The 17,798-nt window shown below is 71.0% G+C and carries 17 protein-coding genes; 4 read left to right on the forward strand and 13 right to left on the reverse strand.

All coding sequences use genetic code 11. The features are described 5' to 3' along the window. A partial coding sequence (locus tag HMPREF3159_RS14200) for an ABC-F family ATP-binding cassette domain-containing protein (protein ID WP_070501779.1) occupies positions 1 to 1,318 on the forward strand: 1,318 nt, incomplete at its 5' end. Between the two features lie 16 nt (positions 1,319 to 1,334). Here HMPREF3159_RS14200 and HMPREF3159_RS14205 read toward each other — a convergent pair. The 6 genes from HMPREF3159_RS14205 to HMPREF3159_RS14230 form a co-directional block, all read right to left on the reverse strand. Next, complete coding sequence (locus tag HMPREF3159_RS14205) at positions 1,335 to 1,646, reverse strand: hypothetical protein (RefSeq protein WP_070501780.1); 312 nt, start codon at positions 1,644 to 1,646, stop codon at positions 1,335 to 1,337. 195 nt (positions 1,647 to 1,841) lie between these two features. Further along, complete coding sequence (locus HMPREF3159_RS14210) at positions 1,842 to 2,336, reverse strand: flavin reductase family protein (protein ID WP_070501781.1); 495 nt, start codon at positions 2,334 to 2,336, stop codon at positions 1,842 to 1,844. Between the two features lie 101 nt (positions 2,337 to 2,437). Further along, positions 2,438 to 3,241 carry a VOC family protein gene (locus tag HMPREF3159_RS14215; RefSeq protein ID WP_070501782.1) on the reverse strand — a complete coding sequence of 268 codons (804 nt, stop codon included), beginning with the start codon at positions 3,239 to 3,241 and terminating at the stop codon, positions 2,438 to 2,440. Positions 3,242 to 3,369: 128 nt separating this feature from the next. Then, positions 3,370 to 4,125 (reverse strand): helix-turn-helix transcriptional regulator, encoded by a 756-nt coding sequence (locus HMPREF3159_RS14220; RefSeq protein ID WP_070501783.1) that lies wholly within the window; start codon positions 4,123 to 4,125, stop codon positions 3,370 to 3,372. 119 nt (positions 4,126 to 4,244) lie between these two features. Next, entirely contained in the window at positions 4,245 to 5,690 is a 1,446-nt protein-coding gene (locus HMPREF3159_RS14225; protein ID WP_246821645.1) for an MDR family MFS transporter, read from the reverse strand. A gap of 448 nt (positions 5,691 to 6,138) precedes the next feature. Further along, positions 6,139 to 6,459: a putative quinol monooxygenase gene (locus HMPREF3159_RS14230; RefSeq protein WP_053918546.1), complete on the reverse strand. Its 321-nt coding sequence runs from the start codon at positions 6,457 to 6,459 to the stop codon at positions 6,139 to 6,141. 123 nt (positions 6,460 to 6,582) lie between these two features. On the opposite strand from HMPREF3159_RS14230, the gene HMPREF3159_RS14235 reads away from it, so the two are divergent. From HMPREF3159_RS14235 to HMPREF3159_RS14245, 3 genes are all read left to right on the forward strand, one after another. Next, positions 6,583 to 7,374 carry an IclR family transcriptional regulator gene (locus HMPREF3159_RS14235; protein ID WP_070501784.1) on the forward strand — a complete coding sequence of 264 codons (792 nt, stop codon included), beginning with the start codon at positions 6,583 to 6,585 and terminating at the stop codon, positions 7,372 to 7,374. Between the two features lie 114 nt (positions 7,375 to 7,488). Beyond that, positions 7,489 to 8,082, forward strand: coding sequence for a hypothetical protein (locus HMPREF3159_RS14240; RefSeq protein WP_070501785.1), 594 nt, complete (start codon positions 7,489 to 7,491; stop codon positions 8,080 to 8,082). Further along, positions 8,079 to 9,644, forward strand: a complete 1,566-nt coding sequence (locus HMPREF3159_RS14245) for a GMC family oxidoreductase (RefSeq protein WP_070501786.1) — start codon at positions 8,079 to 8,081, stop codon at positions 9,642 to 9,644. The genes HMPREF3159_RS14240 and HMPREF3159_RS14245 overlap by 4 nt, the downstream gene beginning before the upstream one ends. Before the next feature lie 287 nt (positions 9,645 to 9,931). Here HMPREF3159_RS14245 and rdfA read toward each other — a convergent pair whose 3' ends face one another. From rdfA to HMPREF3159_RS17720, 7 genes are all read right to left on the reverse strand, one after another. Further along, a complete protein-coding gene (rdfA, locus tag HMPREF3159_RS14250) occupies positions 9,932 to 10,729 on the reverse strand; it encodes a rod-determining factor RdfA (RefSeq protein ID WP_070501787.1) in 798 nt (265 codons plus the stop codon). Positions 10,730 to 10,968: 239 nt separating this feature from the next. Continuing rightward, complete coding sequence (locus tag HMPREF3159_RS14255; protein ID WP_070501788.1) at positions 10,969 to 11,745, reverse strand: MerR family transcriptional regulator; 777 nt, start codon at positions 11,743 to 11,745, stop codon at positions 10,969 to 10,971. Between the two features lie 299 nt (positions 11,746 to 12,044). Beyond that, positions 12,045 to 12,893: a sugar phosphate isomerase/epimerase family protein gene (locus HMPREF3159_RS14260; protein ID WP_070501789.1), complete on the reverse strand. Its 849-nt coding sequence runs from the start codon at positions 12,891 to 12,893 to the stop codon at positions 12,045 to 12,047. A 91-nt stretch (positions 12,894 to 12,984) separates the two neighbouring features. Further along, the gene (locus HMPREF3159_RS14265; protein WP_070501790.1) at positions 12,985 to 14,157 is read right to left on the reverse strand and encodes a Gfo/Idh/MocA family protein; all 1,173 of its coding nucleotides are present in this window, start codon (positions 14,155 to 14,157) and stop codon (positions 12,985 to 12,987) included. 157 nt (positions 14,158 to 14,314) lie between these two features. Further along, positions 14,315 to 15,754 (reverse strand): MFS transporter, encoded by a 1,440-nt coding sequence (locus tag HMPREF3159_RS14270; RefSeq protein WP_070501791.1) that lies wholly within the window; start codon positions 15,752 to 15,754, stop codon positions 14,315 to 14,317. Between the two features lie 489 nt (positions 15,755 to 16,243). Beyond that, complete coding sequence (locus HMPREF3159_RS18135) at positions 16,244 to 17,230, reverse strand: transglycosylase family protein (RefSeq protein ID WP_070501792.1); 987 nt, start codon at positions 17,228 to 17,230, stop codon at positions 16,244 to 16,246. A 258-nt stretch (positions 17,231 to 17,488) separates the two neighbouring features. Further along, positions 17,489 to 17,798, reverse strand: a 310-nt coding sequence (locus tag HMPREF3159_RS17720; protein WP_210388885.1) for a hypothetical protein, incomplete at its 5' end; no start/stop codon positions are given.

Raw genomic sequence — 17,798 nt, forward strand, 5'->3', positions numbered from 1 at the left:
CGGCGGCCCCGATCCGGCCGACGTCTACGCCGCGGCGCTGGACCGCTGGCTCGCCAGCGGCGCGGCCGACCTCGAGGAGCGCCTGCCCGTCGTGCTCGCCGACCTCGGCCTGCCGATCGGCCCGGGGGAGGCGGAGCAGACGGCGATGACCTCCCTCTCCGGCGGCCAGGCCGCCCGGGTGGGGCTCGCCGCGCTGCTGCTCTCCCGCTTCGACCTGGTGCTTCTGGACGAGCCCACCAACGACCTCGACCTCGACGGCCTCGCCCGGCTCGAGGCCTTCGTCCAAGGCCTCCGCGGAGGGGTGGTGCTGGTCAGCCACGACCGCGAGTTCCTCGCCCGCTGCGTCACCGAGGTGCTCGAGCTCGACCTCGCCCAGCACTCCCACCGCCTCTACGGCGGCGGCTACGAGGCCTATCTCGAGGAGCGCTCCACGGTGCGACGCCATGCCCGCGAGCGCTACGAGGAGTTCGCGCAGAAGAAGGCCGACCTCGTAGACCGCGCCCGCACCCAGCGCGAATGGTCCAGCCAGGGCGTCCGCAACGCGATGCGCAAGGCGCCGGACAACGACCGGATCCGCCGCCGTGCCCAGACCGAGTCCAGCGAGAAGCAGGCGCGGAAGGTGCGGCAGATGGAGAGCCGGATCGCAAGGCTCGAGGAGGTGGAGGAGCCGCGCAAGGAGTGGCAGCTCCAGTTCACGATCGGGGCCGCGCCTCGCTCCGGCAGCGTCGTCGCCACCCTCGCGGGCGCCGCGGTGCACCGGGGCGCCTTCACGCTGGGGCCGCTCTCCCTCCAGGTCGACGCCGGTGACCGCATCGGCATCACCGGCCCCAACGGCGCCGGGAAGTCGACCCTGCTGCAGCTGCTGCTGGGCAGGATCGAGCCCGACGAGGGCTCGGCCTCGCTCGGCGCGAACGTGCGGATCGGCGAGATCGACCAGGCGCGCTCCCTGCTGGCCGACGAGGCGCCGCTGGCCGACGCGGCCGGGGCGCTGCTGCCGGAGATGACCCCGGCGGACGTGCGCACCCTGCTGGCGAAGTTCGGACTGCGCGCGGACCACGTGGGTCGGCCCTGCGCCGAGCTGTCCCCGGGCGAGCGGACCCGTGCGGCGCTCGCCCTGCTCCAGGCCCGCGGCGTGAACCTGCTGGTGCTCGACGAGCCGACCAACCATCTGGACCTGCCCGCCATCGAGCAGCTCGAGCAGGCGCTCGAGAGCTACACGGGCACGCTGCTGCTGGTCACGCACGACCGGCGCATGCTCGAGACCGTGCGCATCGACCGGCGATGGCAGGTGGAGGACGGCGAGCTCGCCGAGCTCTGAGGACCCGGCGTCCCCGTCAGCCCGCGAGCGGGCAGGGCTCGAGCACGTCGAGCGCGATCCGCGCAGCCTCATCGGGGGAGGCGGCCTCGTGCAGCACCGGATCGGCGGCGCCCGCGACCCCCACCAGCCAGGTCGCCCCGTCCTCCTCGTCGAGCCGGGCCACGATCACCGCACCGCGCTCCACGCGCGGGATCCGCAGCAGCGGACGCTCCGGGTCCAGATGCAGGACGCCGTCGAGCTCGGGACGCTCCGCGAGGAGGGCGCGGCGGATCTGCTCGCGCTCGAGCCAGTCGCCGAAGGCGACCGCGAGGGCACGGGTGAACTGCATGGAGGGTCCTTCCTCGGAAGCCAGGATCCGCTCGGGCGCTCAGGGCCCGACGGGGAACAGCTCGACCGCCCGGAATGCGGTCTCACGGCGATTGTTGGACAGCGGTCCGACAAATGGGAGTGACCGAGGCGTACCCCTCACTGGAATCCGGCGCTCTGAGACGCGTCTCACGCACCCCGGGGCCAGCCTCGGGGCTCAGCAGGCGATGTCGCCCTCGACGAGCCCCTTGAAGCGGCTGCGGTGGAACACCATCGCCTCGGCGGTCGGGGAGCTGTCGATCGCGAGGACCTCGAGCAGCGCAAGGTCGTGATCGCCCGCGCGCACCTCGTCGTGGACCCGCACCGTCATCCAGGCGGGGGCGCCCTGCAGCACCAGCGCGCCGTGCTCGTCGGCCTCCACGTCCAGGCCCTCGAAGCGGCGCTCCCGGTCGGGTCCCGCGAGCTGGCGGGTGACGCCGCGCTGGCGCTCGCCGAGCACCGTGACCCCGAGATGTCCGTGCTCGCGCAGCAGCGGCCAGGTGCGCGAGCTGTGCTGCACCGCGACGGAGACCAGGGGCGGCTCGAGGGAGACCCCGACCGTGAAGGTCGAGGCGACGAGTCCGTGGCGCACGCCGTCGATCTCGGCGGCGACCAGCACCACTCCCTGCGGGAAGTGGGAGAAGGCCTCACGGAGCGCGGAATCGGTCAGCATGCTCCTGACTCTAGGACGCGTGCCGCGCCCGCGCACGGCCGGGCCCACGTCCTGGGACCCGACCGTCATGCGGCGTCATAGTGGCATGTCAGCGAGGTGGGTCAGCCCTCCGACGTCGCCTCGCTCATCGCGCTGATCTGGAAGCTCGCCCCCTCGGGATCCGCGATGGTGGTGATCCGTCCGAAGGGCGAGTCGATCGGGCCGTCGAGCACGCTGCCGCCGAGCTCCTGCACCTTCGCGAGCGCCTGCTCCGTGCTCTCGACGCCGAAGTAGACGCGCCAGCCCATGGCCTCCTCGGGCATCATCCCCGCCGCATCGCAGAGGCCCCAGCTCGCGCTCTCGCCGGAGCCGTTGGTCGCGTAGCGGAAGTCGTCCTCGCCCTCGTCCATCCCCTCGCCCATCGGCACCAGCTCGGCGTCGAACACAGCGGTGTAGAAGGCGGCGGCGTCGTCGTAGCGGTGGGTCATCAGCTCGAACCAGACGGGGGAGCCGGGCCGCCCGGTGAACTCGTAGCCCTCGAGCTGCTTCGGCTGCCACATCCCGATGGGGGCGCCGACGGAGTCGAGGACCACGGCCATGCGGCCGGAGTCGCCGATGTCATCGGCGGGGACGACGACGCCGCCGCCCGCCTCGCGGGCCCTGGCGACGCGGGCGTCGACGTCGTCGACGGTGAGGTAGACGCCCCACTCGGACCGCAGGGGGCTGCCCTCGGGGCAGGTCATCCCCGCCACCGACATCGCGCCGCCGACGAGCTTCCCGTCGTTGCGGAGGATCCGATAGCCGCCGAACTCCTCGCCGAGGCCCTCGACCTCCCAGCCGAACAGACCGGAGTAGAAGGGCATCACGGCGGAGAAGTCCTGCGCGGAGAGATCGAGCCAGGTGGTGGTGCCGGTGCTGCGGGTCATGGTTCCTCCTGTGTTCGTGGTCCTTGCGGCGGCCGCGGCCGGTCCGGCCGGGGCTCCCACGCTAGGGCGGTCGCGGAGCGCAGGTGCGTCCGATCATGCGCAGTCCGCGCCGCCGCGGCGCCGCGGGATCAGGCGGGATGCAGCGCCGGCAGCGCGGAGAGCATCGGCACGCTCCCGCCCGCCGCGGAGGTCCCGAAGCGGAGCGTCACCTCCCCGGGGCCGGTCAGCGGTGCAGGGTGCGCCGCGACCATCGGCGCCCGCGGTGCGAGCAGGTCCAGCGGATCGGCGTGCGGCGGCACCGCGAAGGCGAGCAGGAAGGGGGCGCCCGCGCACAGGGGGAGGACGACGTGGTCGACACCCGTGACGAGCACTCCCGAGGCCGGCAGGCCGATCGGCGCAGGCTGCGGGTACCAGCCCACCCAGATCGAGGGATCGCCGCGCCGGTCCGCGCCCTCGGGGAGCTCCAGCACCGCCCTCACGGCCCGGGCGCCCAGCGGGTGCGGGCGCAGCATCGTGAAGGGGCGCGGGGGAGCATCGGCGACCGTCTGCGCGAGGCGGCGCAGCTGCCCCGGGGTGACGCCGACGGTGCTGCGGAAGCGGCGGCCGAAGCTCGAGAGGGAGTCGAAGCCCACCTCGCAGGCCACGTCGATGACCGCGGCGTCGTCCGCCAGCAGCAGCTCCTTCGCCCGTCCGACGCGCAGGGCGATCAGGTACTGGCCGGGGCCGATCCCGAGCTGCGCGCTGAACAGGCGCGAGAAGTGGAAGGGGCTGTAGCCGGCCGCGTCGGCGAGATCGGCGACCTGCAGCGAGGGCGCCCGATCCCGGGCGAGGTCCACCACGGAGGCCAGCGCGGCCTCCGGCAGGGGCGTCGTGAGCGGTGTCACCCTCGACAGTCTACGGAGGCGGCGCGTCGGCCGGGAGTGCGGCGACCCCGCCGACCGGGACGGGTCGACGGGGTCGCGGGGGGAGGGGCGCGCCGAGCGGTGGGCCGGAGGCGCCGGGATCAGTGCCCGGGGTCGACGACCTCGGCCGGCTTCGAGTTGCGCAGGAAGAGCGCCCCGATGAGGCCCAGCGCGGCGATCCCGGCGGAGACGTCGAACGCGACGTTGACGCCGTGGATCTGGCCCTCGATCCCGTGCTCGGCCGGGTCCAGCGCGGCGACCGTCATCACGGTGACCAGCACGGCGGTGCCGACCGAGGCGGCGATCTGGCGCAGGGTGTTGTTCACGGCGGCGCCGTGCGGGATCAGGCGCTGCGGCAGCTGGTTCAGCGCCGCCGTGGTGACCGGCATGATCACCATCGCGGTGCCCAGCATCCGCACGGCGTTGACGATCGCGATGTAGGCGAAGGAGGTGTCCGGGCTGAGCCGTGCCAGCAGCAGGCTCATCGACGCCAGCAGCGCGAAGCCGACGATCGCGAGCATCCGGGCGCCGAAGCGGTCGAAGATCCGGCCCGTCACCGGGGACATGACGCCCATGATGACCGCGCCCGGCAGCAGCACCATCCCCGACTCCATCGCGGAGAAGTCGCTCATGTTCTGCATGAACAGCGGGATCATCAGCATGCCGCCGATCATCGCCATGAACACCAGCATGCCGAGCACGGTGCCGAGGGTGAACATCGGGTTGCGCAGGACCCGCAGCTGCAGCAGCGGCTCCTCGATCCGCAGCTGGCGCCGCACGAACCACGCCAGCGCGACCACGCCGACGGCCAGCGGCGCGATCACCTGCGCGCTCGCCCAGCCGGAGGTGCCCGCCGTGGAGAATCCGAACAGCAGGCCGCCGAAGCCGAAGGTCGACAGGATCAGGGAGAGCGCATCGAGGCGGGGATCAGTCTGCTCGGTGACGTTGCGCAGCGTGAGATGGGCGAAGACCAGCGCGCCGAGCGTGATCGGCAGCATCATCAGGAACAGCACCCGCCAGGACCAGTGGTCGACGATGAAGCCCGACAGGGTCGGGCCGATCGCCGGGGCGAAGGAGATCACGAGGCCGAAGGTGCCCATCGCCGTGCCGCGGCGGTGGATGGGGAAGATCGCGAAGAGGATCGTCTGCATCAGCGGCATGATCATGCCGCCGCTGGCGGCCTGCACCACGCGGCCCGCCAGGAGCACCGCGTACACCGGCGCGACCGCGCAGATGAGCGTGCCCAGCGCGAAGATTCCCATCGCCGCGAAGAACATCGTGCGGGTGGAGAACTTCTGGATCAGGAACGCCGTCGCGGGGATCATGATCCCGTTGACCAGCATGAACAGCGTGGTCACCCACTGGGCGGCATTCGCGGTGATGCCGAAGTCCGCCATGAACGCCGGCAGCGCCGTGTTCAGCAGCGTCTGGTTCAGGATGATGACGAAGGCGCCGGCGAGCAGCACCGCCATCACGATGTTCGGGTTCACCTGCAGCGGGGACGGGCCCCTGGAGCCCGCCGTCCTGCTGTTCGTCTCGCCGCTCACGGCGGGCACCTCTCTCGTCCGGATCGCCACCTGGCCCCTCTCTGCTCGCCCCGCTCGACGCGGTCGGCGGTCTCGACCGCCTCCAGCACAGTAGGTCGAAAGTTGCACTGAGTGCAAGGTCTGGGGAGGGAAGTGATGCCTCATCCGGCCACGCTCATCGCTCCTCATCCGGCCACGCTCATCGCTCGATGGAGAGGTGGCCGCCGTGGCCGGAGGACCGACGTGGAGGCGATTCGAGTGACATCGCGTCCCGCCCCGCCAGGAGCGTGTGAAGCGGCCCGGCTGGGCGATAACCGGGGGTGAGGGGTGACGGGCGGGAGCATTCGGCAGGACGACGCGGCGGGGGCGTCCACCGCTCGGTGGACGCCCCCGCGTCGTCCCGTCGTGGCGACGGGCGAGCCTGCCCGAAGGGCAGGGCCTGCCGCTCCGCCGGCAGCTCCCGCCGCCGTCAGTCGACGGTGATCTCGCCCATCGGGCCCCAGCCGTCGCTGTCGATCTGGTGGGAGATGATCTGCGGCGTCGCCGTGAGGTACTGCGGGAACTCCTCCTGCATCTTCTTGAAGTGCGGGGAATCCACGTGCGGGCCGGCGCCCTCGTCGGTGAACGCCTCGATGAGCACGTAGGTGCTGGGCTCCTTGACGCTGCGCGACCACTCGAACCACAGGTTGCCCGGCTCGGCGAGCGTGTTCTCGGTGAACTCGCTCGCGATCTCGGGCCAGCGGTCGGCGAACTCGGGCTTCACAGGGAACTTCACGTTGATGAGGATCATCGTCGGGTCCTTTCTGAGAGGTGACGGGGCCAGCCTGCCGGATCCGGCACGCGCGGGGAACCTCGATTCTCGCAGGGCAAGAAGCAGAGCCCGGGCACAATGGTCGCCGGAAGGAGGACGACGATGACCTCGAACGACACAGGCCGAGCGGCCCAGGACCAGGGCGGCCAGGTCGCCCGGGCGATCGCGGTGCTGGAGGCGGTGGCGGAGCACGGCAGCAGCACCGCGCGCAGGATCTCCGAGGCGACCTCGATCCCGCTGCCCACGGTGTATCGGATCGCGCAGGAGCTGATCCGCTCCGAGTACCTCGTGCACCTGCGCACGGAGAAGCGCTTCGCACTGGGCTACAAGCTGCACCGCCTGGCCGTCGGCCTCCATGACGATCTCGGCATCCCGCGCTCCGTGCGCGAGGAGGTCCACGCCATGCATCGTGACCTGGGCATGGCCGCCTATCTCGCGATCCACCGCGGCACCGACTTCGTCGTCGTGCACGTCTCCGACTCGCCGCAGGCTCCGCGGCTGTCCCCGCTCGGCTTCGGCTTTCACGAGAGCCCGCACGCGACCGCCTTCGGGAAGGCGGGGCTCGCCTCCCTTGCTCCCGACGAGCAGGAGGAGTACCTGGCAGGGCCGCTGCGTGCCCACACCGACCGCACCCTCGTCGACCCGGGGGAGCTGCGCCGTCAGCTCGCCGAGATCGCCGAGCGCGGCATCGCCTGGGAGCACCAGGAGTTCGTGCCCGGCTCCAGCTGCCTCGCCGCGACGATCAAGGCCGACGACGGGATGCTGCTGGGCACCGTCGCGGTCTCCGCGCCGGTCGCCGCCTACGAGGGGCGACTCCGCCACGTCGAGGACCGGGTGCGGGCCTGTGCCTCCCGCGCCGGGCGCGCCTATCGCCTGGGGGCGCAGACCCACTGACCGCGGCACCCGTCGGCGTTCTCGCCCGACGATAACGGCGCTGTGCGCTCGCCGCCGCCCCTGCCTATCGTGTGCCTCAGGTCACTGACGAAGATGCAGTGGGAAGGAGACGCCATGAGCGCACCGGACGGCGACGAGGCCGTGAACGATATCGAAGGGACCGACGAGGCGGAGGCGACGCTCACCGCCCTGATCAAGGCCGCGTTCCCGCACGAGCGCGTGCCGGACTCGGCCTACCGGCGGGCCGCGGACACCGTCCGCTGCGCCGCGGAGGAGAGCGCGTGGATGCGGGTCAAGCTCGCCCACGGCCTCGACTCCCTCGAGGCCCTCGCGGACGGCCGCTTCGCCGAGCTGAGCCCCGAGGAGGCGCTGCCGCTGCTGCTGCGCATCCAGCACACGACCTTCTTCGGCTTCGTGCGGCAGACCGTGGTGGTCAGCCTCTACGAGGACGAGGAGGTCTGGGAGGTGATCGGCTACGAGGGCCCCTCTTTCGAGAAGGGCGGCTACCTCCACCGCGGCTTCGACGATCTGGACTGGCTGCCGGATCCGCGGATCGAGGAGTACGACGGGGAGCCGCTGGAGGAGGTCGTCTCCGATCTCCCCCGCGGGGCGACCACGAAGAGTGTCCGGGGCGCCGCCGTCCCGGCAGGACAGAGCAGGGCGCGCGCCGGACGCACCGGCCGCGGGACGAAGGGGCAGCAGGCATGAGCAGCATCGACCACTCCACCGAGGCCGTCGTCATCATCGGGTCGGGCGCCGGCGGCGGCACCCTCGCCTACGAGCTGACCAAGGCGGGCATCGAGTGCGTGCTGCTCGAGGCCGGCCCGTACCTGCGCGGCGAGGACTACATGAACCTCGAATGGGCCGCCTTCGACCAGATGGCCTGGACCGACACCCGCACCACCTCCGGCAGCTGGCGCATCGCGAAGGACTTCCCGAACCTGCCGGCCTGGATCGTCAAGGCCGTCGGCGGCACCACCACCCACTGGTCCGGGGCGACTCCGCGCTTCAAGCCGCACGAGTTCCGCACCCGCAGCACCTACGGACGGGTCGACGGCGCGAGCCTGATGGACTGGCCGCTGACCTACGAGGAGCTCGAGCCGTACTACACCCGCGCCGAGGACGCGATCGGCTCCACCCATCGCGGGGGCCGACCGCCGCTGCCGGCGAACAACAATTACAAGGTCCTCGCTGCGGGCGCCGAGAAGCTCGGCTACCGCCACTACGCCACCGGCCCCTACGGCACCAACGCCGAGCCCTATGACGGCCGACCCGCCTCGATCCAGGACGGCTTCAACTTCCAGGGCGACAAGAGCGGCGCGAAGTGGTCGACGATGGTGCGCGAGATCCCTCGCGCCCTCGCCACGGGGAAGCTCGACCTGCGGCCCGACTCCCACGTCGCGCAGATCCTGCACGACCGGACGGGGCGGGTCGACGCGGTGCTCTACCTCGACACCGAGGGGAACCTGCACCGCCAGGCCGCGAAGCTCGTGTGCGTCGCCGGCAACGCGATCGAGACGCCGCGCCTGCTGCACCTGAGCTCCTCGTCGCTGTTCCCCGACGGGCTCGCGAACTCCTCCGGCCTCGTGGGCCGCAACTACATGCGCCACATGACCGGCAGCGTGTACGCGCAGTTCGACAAGCCGGTGCACATGTACCGCGGCGAGACGATGGCCGGGAACATCAGCGACGAGTCCGTGCACGACCCCTCCCGCGGCTTCGCCGGCGGCTACTACATCCAGACCATCTCTCTCGGGCCCGCCTTCCTGGCGACCTTCGCCGAGCCCGGCTCCTGGGGGCCGAGCTTCACGCGTCTGCTGGACGCCTACGAGAACACCGCCGGCTGCTGGCTGGTGGGGGAGGACATGCCCCAGGAGTCCAACGCCGTCACGCTCGACCCCACCGTCACGGACCAGCACGGACTGCCGGTCGCGAGCGTCCACTTCGACGACCATCCCAACGACCTCTCCATGCGCGAGCACGCCTACGGCAGGGCCGAGGCGCTGTACGAGGCCGTCGGCGCGGTGGGCACGCACCGCACCCCGCCGTACCCCTCGACCCACAACCTGGGCACCTGCCGCATGAGCGAGCGGCCGGAGGACGGGGTCGTGGACCGCTTCGGTCGGGCGCACGACGTGCCGAACCTGTTCGTCTCGGACGGCTCGCAGTTCACCACCGGCGCCGCGGCGAACCCGACGCTGACGATCGTGGCGCTCGCGATCCGTCAGGCCGAGCACATCGCCGAGTCGCTCCGCGCCGGCACCCTCTGATCCGGAGCAGGGGCAGGGGCCGGGCGGGACGAGGGGCGAGGTGGGGCTGCCCCGCCGTGCTCCTCGTCCCGCCGCGCCCCTCAGAGAGACCGAGCGGCAGATCTCGGCCGGTATCAGTCATGAATACCGGCCGAGATCTGCCACTCGCTGTTCGTGCCGCCGCCGGACCGGCGATCGGCCGGCCCAGTGGGGCGCGGTGCGGCGCAGGGGGCCGGACCGCGGGACGGAGCCGGGGCAGGTCCGCCGGGAGTGCGGGCGGAGCCGGGGGCGATCGGCCCGGCGAGGGGTCAGACGTTGATCGTGACGTCCCCTGACTCGCGCAGCTTCCCGGCGATCTCGGTGGCGGCCTCGTTCTGCTGCTGCATGGTGGCCTGCTGGGCGAGCTGGTCCTTCATCTCCTCGAAGGAGGGGACCTCCTCGGCGGAGCCTCCGGCGGCGGACTGCTGCTCGACCAACGCGTCGTACTGGGCCTTCAGCTCCTCGTCGCTCGGCTCGGCGATGTCGGCCTCCTGCTCGATGTAGGTCGTGATCGCGAACTGCGAGGCGGCGTCCTGGCGGACCTGCTCCGCGGAGATGCCCTGCTGCTCGAGGGCGCTGACCACCTCGTCCCCCGAGCCCAGTCCGCTCTGCTCCGCGATCTCGTCGAGGGTGGTGTCGATGTCCTTGTCGGTGGCCTTGATGCCCGCGTCCTCGGCCCCCTGGCGCAGCAGCTCGTTGTCCACGAGCTGCTCGGCGACCTGGGTCTTCAGCTGCTCCTCATCGGGCGCCTGCCCGCCGGCCTGTTGCTGCATCGCCATCTGCTGGTACTGGGACTGGTAGGTCTGGACGAAGTCGTCCTTGGTGATCTCCGTGCCGTTGACGGTCGCGACGACCTCGGGCACGTCGGAGACGTCGGCCTCCTGGGCCTGCGGGTCGCCGGCCGCGCCGCCGCCGTCGGAGGCGGCCGGCGCCGCCTGCCCGCCGCCGTCGGACGCCTGCGAGGAATCGTCCTGCCCGCCGCTGCACGCGGCGGTCAGACCGAGCGCGGCGGTGAGCGTGAGCGCGGCGAGGGTGCGCCGCAGGGCTGAGGTGCTTCGGACCTTCACTGTGCCTCCTGGGATCGTTGGCCCGGGCGACGGTACGCCCCGAACTCTGATGCCGCGTTCCGGGAGCGTCCAGGAAGCCGGTCACGGCGCCGACGGCGTGGGGCGAATCACGAAATGGTAACGGTGCGGGCCTCGTCGACGGTGCCGGGCCCGCGGAGCTCGCCCCGCTCGGTGCCTGCCGCAGCAGGACGACGCAGGGCCCGCACGCCTCTCGGCGCCCGGGCCCCTGCGAGCGGTCATCACTCGAGGTGCTCGAGCGCGTAGACCGTCATCGCGTCGCGGACGTGCTCGGCGAAGGGCCGGCCGTCGACCGTGAAGGTCGCCCCGAATCGGGGATCGGCGACGTACATGTCGCCGATGCCGATGAAGGCCTCGGCGCCGGGCCGCTTCCCGCCCCATCCCGCGCTGATCCAGGTGTACAGCCGAGCCGCCAGCGCCTGGACCTCCTCGTGATCCGCGGGCAGCTCGCGCGCCGAGGTGTCGGCGAAGCCTGCCACCAGGGCGTCGACCTCCTCGCGGAAGCCGTCCTTCTCGGCGTCGCTCAACGAGCGCCACCACCGGTCGGAATCGGCGTAGGCCTGCTCGCCCCACCTCTCCTCGACCTCCTCGCGGTGCTGCGTGTGGTCGAATCCGTCGAACATCGTGTCCGTCATGAGCTCTCCTCCTGTCTCGAGAATCCGGATCGTGGACTGCACCGAGGCGACGATGCGGGACAGGCGCTCCTGCTCCCTCTCGAGCTGCGCGGCATGCGCCCCCAGCGCGGAGACCGTCTCGACCTGCTCGTCGAGCACGCGGCCGATCTCGGGAAGCCCGAGTCCCAGCTCGCGCAGGACGAGGATCCGCTGCAGGCGCAGCAGGGCCGCGCCGTCGTAGAACCTCTGCCCGCCATGGCCGGTGCGGCTCGGGGCGAGCAGGCCCACCTGCTGGTAGTGGCGCAGGGTGCGGCTCGTGACGCCGGTGCTGCGGACGATCTCCTGGATCGACCACTCCCGGGCCGGGTGCTGGGGCGACTCCACGGCTCCTCCTCTCGTCGGTCTCCTCCGGTGCGATCACGATCATTCCCCTTGACGTCGCGTCAAGCGCAAGGGGGTGTTCCGGGGCACGTCGACGCCCGCCGGACCGTGCGGGGCACGAACGGCGGGCGTCGCGAGGGGCGGGCGTCTGCAGAAAGGGGCTTCAGGCGGCACGCAGCGGAGCTCAGCGCCGCGGCGTGCCGCCTGAGTCCCGATTCTGCAGGCAGGACCGGGTCATGCAGGCGGGCCCGGGGCGCACGTGTCGGGCCGGAGCGACGAGTCGCCCGGCGGGCGACCGTCGCTCAGTAGCCGATGGACCTCAGGTACTCGCGGGACTCGCGGATGCAGTCGATCGGGTCGCGGCCGTAGGTGTCGTCCTGCTCGATGAGGAAGTACTCGGCACCGGCCTTCTCCGCGGCGGGCAGCAGCGCGGGCCAGTTCATGTTGCCCTGGCCCACCTCGGCGAACTGTCCGAGGGAGAGGAAGGTCCCGTAGAACTCCTTCATGTCCATCTCGCCGGCATCGAAGCGCCTCACGGCGTCCTCGGGCATCGGCGCGACGCGGAAGTCCTTGACGTGGATGAGCTTGCAGGCGCCGGTGTAGGCCTCGAGCATGTCCAGCGGAGCCATGCCGCCGCGCTGGACCCAGTGCAGGTCCACCTCGAAAAGCAGCGAGGGTGCGACGCGGCGCACGATGTCGAAGATCCGCTCGCCGTCGAACTTGATGAGGTCCACGTGGTGGTTGTGGTAGCAGAGCGTGATGCCCTTCTCCGCGAGGCGGGCCGCATAGGGCTCGACGGAGGCCGCCCAGTCCTCGGCCGCCTTCTTCGAGGTCATCGCCGAGAACGGCATCATGCCGATGCGCAGGAAGCGCGCACCGGTCTTCTCGCACGCCTCGACGGCGCGGTCGAACTCGGTCTCGAGCGCGAAGCCGTTGCCGCCCGGGGCGATCGAGACGCTCATCGCGGCGGTCTCGACGCCGAGGTCCGCCTTGCCGCGCACGAGGTCGTCGATGAGCTCGTCGGTCATCTCCACCTGGGAGACCTCGACGGCGTCGATGTCGAGCTCGCGCACCTGGCGCAGGACCTCGTACATCCCCTTCTCGTTGATCTGGTCCTTGAGCATCATGAGCTGGAGTCCGAGGACGGGCATGGGTGTTCTCCTTCGAAGAGTGCGGTGGCGGTGGGGAGGCGGGCGCGGCCCGGGCCGACGGGAGGTCGGCGCCGGGCCGCAGGGCGAGCGCTCAGGAGCGGGTGGGGAACTTCCCCTCCTCCTCGATGCGCTTGTTGAGCTCGGCGAGGTACTCCTCGGCCGGGTAGTCCACGAGGTCGATCTCGCGGCCGGTCCAGGCCGACAGCTGCATACCGGAGGCGAGGCGGACGCCGTTGATGCCCTCGGCGCCGTCGGCGATCAGCGGGGTGCCGTCGTTGACGTGCGCCGCGAAGTTGGTGAGGACGTCGATGTGCTGCTGGCCCCAGGCCGACTCGTAGGTCTTCTCCTCGACGGTGTACAGCGAGGAGGGGTCCATCTCGCCGCGGAACAGCTTGGCCACGTCCTGCATGGTCATCTTGTCGCTGAGGCTGCGCTCGTCCTCCGACAGGCGGTAGACGGTGACCTTGTTCGACTTGTCGACGACGACCTTGCCCTTGTCGAACAGCAGCTCGAGGCGGTCGGTGCCGATGATGTCGTTGGTCGAGGTCATGAAATGGCCGGTGACGCCCTCGCCGAAGTCGACGAGCGCGTTGACCTCGTCCTCGGTGGCGATGTCGCGCTGGAAGCCGAAGGCGAGCTTCGCGAAGACCTTCTTCGGGGTGCCGGCGAGCCACTGCCACAGGTCCAGCTGGTGGGGAGCCTGGTTGACGAGCACGCCGCCGCCCTCGCCGCCCCAGGTCGCACGCCACTCGGACTGGTCGTAGTAGCCCTGCGGGCGCCACCACGACGTGATGATCCAGGAGGTGTGGCGCAGCCTGCCGAGCTCGCCGGAGTCGATCAGCGCCTTGAGCTCGGTGTAGACCGGGTTGGTGCGCTGGTTGAACATGATGGCGAAGGTGGTCTCGGGATGGTCGGCCGCGAAGGCGTTCATCTCCTCGACCTGCTTGGTGTAGACGCCTGCGGGCTTCTCGGTGAGTGTGTGGATGCCCTTGCCGATCGCGGTGATCGTCATCTCGGGGTGGAGGTAATGCGGCACGGTGGTGACCACGGCGTCGACGTCCCCGGAGTCCAGCATCGCGACGTAGTCGTCGTAGAAGGGAGTGCCGGCGTGCTTCTCGGCGACGGCGTCCTTCTTCGCGGGATCGGTGTCGGCGATGGCGCCGAGCGTCATGCCCGCGATCTTCCCGTCGGCCAGGAGGCCGGCGTACATGCCGCCCTGGGCGCCGAATCCGATGATGCCGAGGCGGACGTTCTTCTCCGACATGGTGTCTCCGTTCTGTGGTGGTGCCGCGCTCCAGAAGGGGCGCGGAGGGATCTGGGGGAACGAGGAACGAGGGGAGGGAGGGAGGAACGCGCTATCCCTCCCCATCGAGCCTATATGCGTCGGCGGCCCCGCGACCGGGACCGCCGACGCGAGGGGATCAGGCCTGCTCGGGAGCCGAGGCGGCGGCCGCCGCGTGGCGCTCCTCGAGGATCGCGACGTTCTCGTCGACCCGCTTCTTGGTCAGCGGGTACCAGAAGGCGAGGGCCAGCAGCGAGACCAGCAGCAGCAGGGCGGGGACGAGGGTGCCGAGGGTGTAGATGCCGTCGAGCACGGACTGGCTCTGCTCCACGCCGCCGGACTGGTAGCCGATCCAGCCGAGCGCCCAGCCGACGAGACCGCCGGCGATCGCCTGGCCGAGCTTGCGGGACCAGGAGTACATCCCGTACACCGTCGCGTCGTTGCGCTCGCCGGTGCGGATCTCCTGCAGGTCGATCACATCGGTGATGAACGCCCAGATGAGGATGTTCAGCGCGGAGACGCCGAGCATCAGCAGGGCGTAGCCGACCATGAACACGTAGGGGCTGTCGGTGCGGATGACGAACAGCAGCACGCCGGAGATCACGCCGAGGATCAGGCCGACGGCGCCGACCTCCTTCTTGCCGAACGTCTTGGCGAGCTTCGAGGCGACGGGGACCAGCAGCAGGGTGGGGGCGAGGCCCACGAAGTTCACCAGGCTCAGGAGCTGACCGTTGTTGAAGTACTCGTTGAGCATGTACGGCATCATGCCGCCGAGCATCATGAAGGCGACCAGCATGAACAGAGCGGTGGTGATCAGGCCGGTGAGGCCGCGGTTGGTGAGCATCGAGCCGAGCGCCTGGCCGAGGCCCTGGCGCTGGTCCTTCTGCTTCGGCGGGGTGGTGATGCGCTCCTCGACGTTGACGAAGCACAGCAGGTAGCAGATCACGGCGAGGACGCCGCAGCCGAGGGCGGCCCACATCATCCGGGTCCCGGACATCTCCGACTGGCCGGAGACCTGGACGAAGACGACCAGCGGCAGGAGCACGGAGATCGCGAGGTTCGCGAGGGTGCCGCCGAGGGAGCGGAACACCGACAGTGAGGCGCGGTGGCCAGGATCGTTGGAGATCACCGAGGCCATGGAGCCGTAGGGGATGTTGATCAGGGTGTAGAAGACCGAGCCCCACAGGATGTAGGTGGCGATCATCCAGGCCAGGCGGGTGCCGTAGGCGCCGTCGGCCACGAAGGGCGAGAACATCAGGAACGCCATGACGGTCACCGGGATCATGATCCGCAGCAGCCAGGGCTTGAAGCGGCCGGAGCGGCCGGGCTTCAGGGTGTCGATCAGACGCCCGGCGCCGACGTCGGTGAACGCGTCGAGGATGCGCGCGACGAAGAGCAGGGTGCCCACGTGCGCGGCGCTGATGCCCATGACGTTCGTGTAGAAGATCATGAAGAACGTGGACTGGAGGATGAACGTGAAGTCGTTCCCCCAGTCGCCGAACATGTAGCCGAGCTTGTCGCGCCAGCTGAACGGCCTGACGTCCTTCTTCTGTGCGGGTGTCGCTGCGGTGGTGCTCATCGTCGTAGCTCCTTCGGGCTCATCCTTGAGTCGCGAGAGCGGCATGCGCGGGGGTGCGGGCTGCTCTGATCGCGGTGCTCTCCGGCGGACCGGTGAGGCGGGGTGCTGAGAGTCTGGTCAGGAGCTCGGAGGAGATGGCGATGTTGCCGGAGGTTGCAGTGTTGCCGATTGGTCTCGAACTTGTTGTCTGGTGAGTAACGGAGGTCTCACCAGCGATGACGTTCTTGTCGCCGCGAAGAGATGTCGGTCACATTGCAGGGAGGCGGCCAGGGACCCTGGTCGGTTGCCAAAGGTTGCCGGCGGTCGGCTCGGTGCGCCGAGCGGCGCTGCGTTCCGCGACGCACGTCGGCGTGTCCCCCGGAGTCCCGGAGGCGCCGACGGGAACGACGGACGGCCGGGCCTCCCACGCGGGGAGACCCGGCCGTCCGGGAGGGGGCGGCGGAGCCGCAGGCGGTCATCGCCCCGTCGGGGGCGCGGCCGCTGAGGGGATCAGTAGAGGTTCAGGAAGGCCTGCAGGACCTCGACGGTGTCCCCGTCGATCTCGTCGGAGCCGTTCTGGGTGGCGCCGATCTCGTGCTGCAGGCCGGCGACGGTGTCCTCGCCGATCTTCCCGTCCTGCGAGGTCTTGGCCCAGGCCTGCAGGGCGAGGGTGGTCTCCTCGTCCATCTCGCCGGTCTGCTCGACGCCCAGCCAGTCCTGGAGGGCGGTGATGGTCTTCGGGCCCATCTTGCCGTCGACCTCGAGGGTGCCGGCGACGGAGAGGCCACCGGTGGCCTTGGAGCCGGGCTCGCCCTTGGACTCCTGCGGGGCCGGGGCGGCCTCCTCGGCCGGGGCCTCCTGCTGCTCCTGCTTCGGCTCCTCCTGCTTCTTCTCGGTCTCCTTGGTGAAGCCGTTCTCGTCGCAGTTGTCGGCGATGCCGTCGCCGTCGCAGCTCCAGTCGCCCTGGGGCTCGGTGCTCTCGCGCTCGGTGGAGCGGTTCGCCTGCTGGTCGGACTCGCGGGGCTCGGGAGCCTGCTGCTCCTGCTCCGGGGCCTCCTGCTCGGGAGCCTCCTCCTGCTGCTCGGCCGCGGGGGCGCCCGAGGTGTCGGCGCCGCCGGAGAGCGGGCCGCCGCAGTTGGGCCATGCGCCCGCGCCCTGGCCCTCCAGGACGCGCTCGCCGATCGCGATCTGCTGGCTCTTCGAGGCCTGGTCGGCGGTGGCGGCGTACTCGGTGCCGCCGTAGCCCTCCCAGGTCTGCTGGGAGAACTGCAGGCCGCCGTAGTAGCCGTTGCCGGTGTTGGTGGACCAGTTTCCGCCGGACTCGCAGGCGGCGACCTCGTCCCAGCCGGTGGCGGCCGAGGCGGAGGTAGTCGTCGCGGCGATCATGCCGGAGGCGACGACGGCGCCGCCGGCGACGGCGACGGCCGAGCGGCTGAGGCCGCGGCGGAAGGTGGCAGCGCGGGAAGTGCGCTTGGCGTGGGTGCTGTGCTTGGACAAGGGGACGTCCTCTCACGTCGTGGGCGGTCGACGGCCCCGGGCGGGCGCGGCTCGACCTCTTCGGACGTCGGCCACCGTAGGGGCTCGCCGCCCCCTCGCGGCAAGGACCCGGGCCCGGAACTGACCGGGGTTTTACTCTTCCGGTTCGAGGGCATGACTCGACGAGCGGCGTATTGCGCGCTGCTGACCTGCGGTGACGCGGTGAGCTTCCTGTTCGGGATGGCGCGGTGTGAGTCATGGCGCGTCCTGTGGCGCCCTTCACAGCACCCGTCCACCGCGCGGTCGGCCGACGGCACGCGGTCCGTCGGGCTCGCGGCAGGTGCTGCTGCTAGTGCTCGGCGTGCTGGGCCGCACCGCACGGGCCGGACGATGGCCGAGAGATGGCGCCAGGTGTTCCTCTACGCCTATATAGCCGTAGAGGAACGCCCAGCGCCAGTGACCGACCATGGCCAGGCGGGCCAGGCGGGCCATCTGGGCCAGGCGGACCGGGCGAGCCAGGCGGGCCGGGCGGGCCAGGTGGGCCTGGCGGGCACGGGGCGGGGTCAGCGGGGCCGGTCCACCCGATGGG

Origin of the sequence: Brachybacterium sp. HMSC06H03 (assembly GCF_001807385.1) — a bacterium.
In the GTDB taxonomy this organism is placed as follows: Bacteria; Actinomycetota; Actinomycetes; order Actinomycetales; family Dermabacteraceae; genus Brachybacterium; species Brachybacterium conglomeratum.

What these genes read in the sequence shown, in the direction of transcription:
- HMPREF3159_RS14205 (WP_070501780.1), bottom strand. Translation starts at nt 1,646, where the DNA reads ATGCAGTTCACCCGTGCCCTCGCGGTCGCCTTCGGCGACTGGCTCGAG.
- HMPREF3159_RS14210 (WP_070501781.1), bottom strand. Translation starts at nt 2,336, where the DNA reads ATGCTGACCGATTCCGCGCTCCGTGAGGCCTTCTCCCACTTCCCGCAG.
- HMPREF3159_RS14215 (WP_070501782.1), bottom strand. Translation starts at nt 3,241, where the DNA reads ATGACCCGCAGCACCGGCACCACCACCTGGCTCGATCTCTCCGCGCAG.
- HMPREF3159_RS14230 (WP_053918546.1), bottom strand. Translation starts at nt 6,459, where the DNA reads ATGATCCTCATCAACGTGAAGTTCCCTGTGAAGCCCGAGTTCGCCGAC.
- HMPREF3159_RS14235 (WP_070501784.1), top strand. Translation starts at nt 6,583, where the DNA reads ATGACCTCGAACGACACAGGCCGAGCGGCCCAGGACCAGGGCGGCCAG.
- HMPREF3159_RS14240 (WP_070501785.1), top strand. Translation starts at nt 7,489, where the DNA reads ATGAGCGCACCGGACGGCGACGAGGCCGTGAACGATATCGAAGGGACC.
- HMPREF3159_RS14245 (WP_070501786.1), top strand. Translation starts at nt 8,079, where the DNA reads ATGAGCAGCATCGACCACTCCACCGAGGCCGTCGTCATCATCGGGTCG.
- HMPREF3159_RS14260 (WP_070501789.1), bottom strand. Translation starts at nt 12,893, where the DNA reads ATGCCCGTCCTCGGACTCCAGCTCATGATGCTCAAGGACCAGATCAAC.
- HMPREF3159_RS14265 (WP_070501790.1), bottom strand. Translation starts at nt 14,157, where the DNA reads ATGTCGGAGAAGAACGTCCGCCTCGGCATCATCGGATTCGGCGCCCAG.
- HMPREF3159_RS14270 (WP_070501791.1), bottom strand. Translation starts at nt 15,754, where the DNA reads ATGAGCACCACCGCAGCGACACCCGCACAGAAGAAGGACGTCAGGCCG.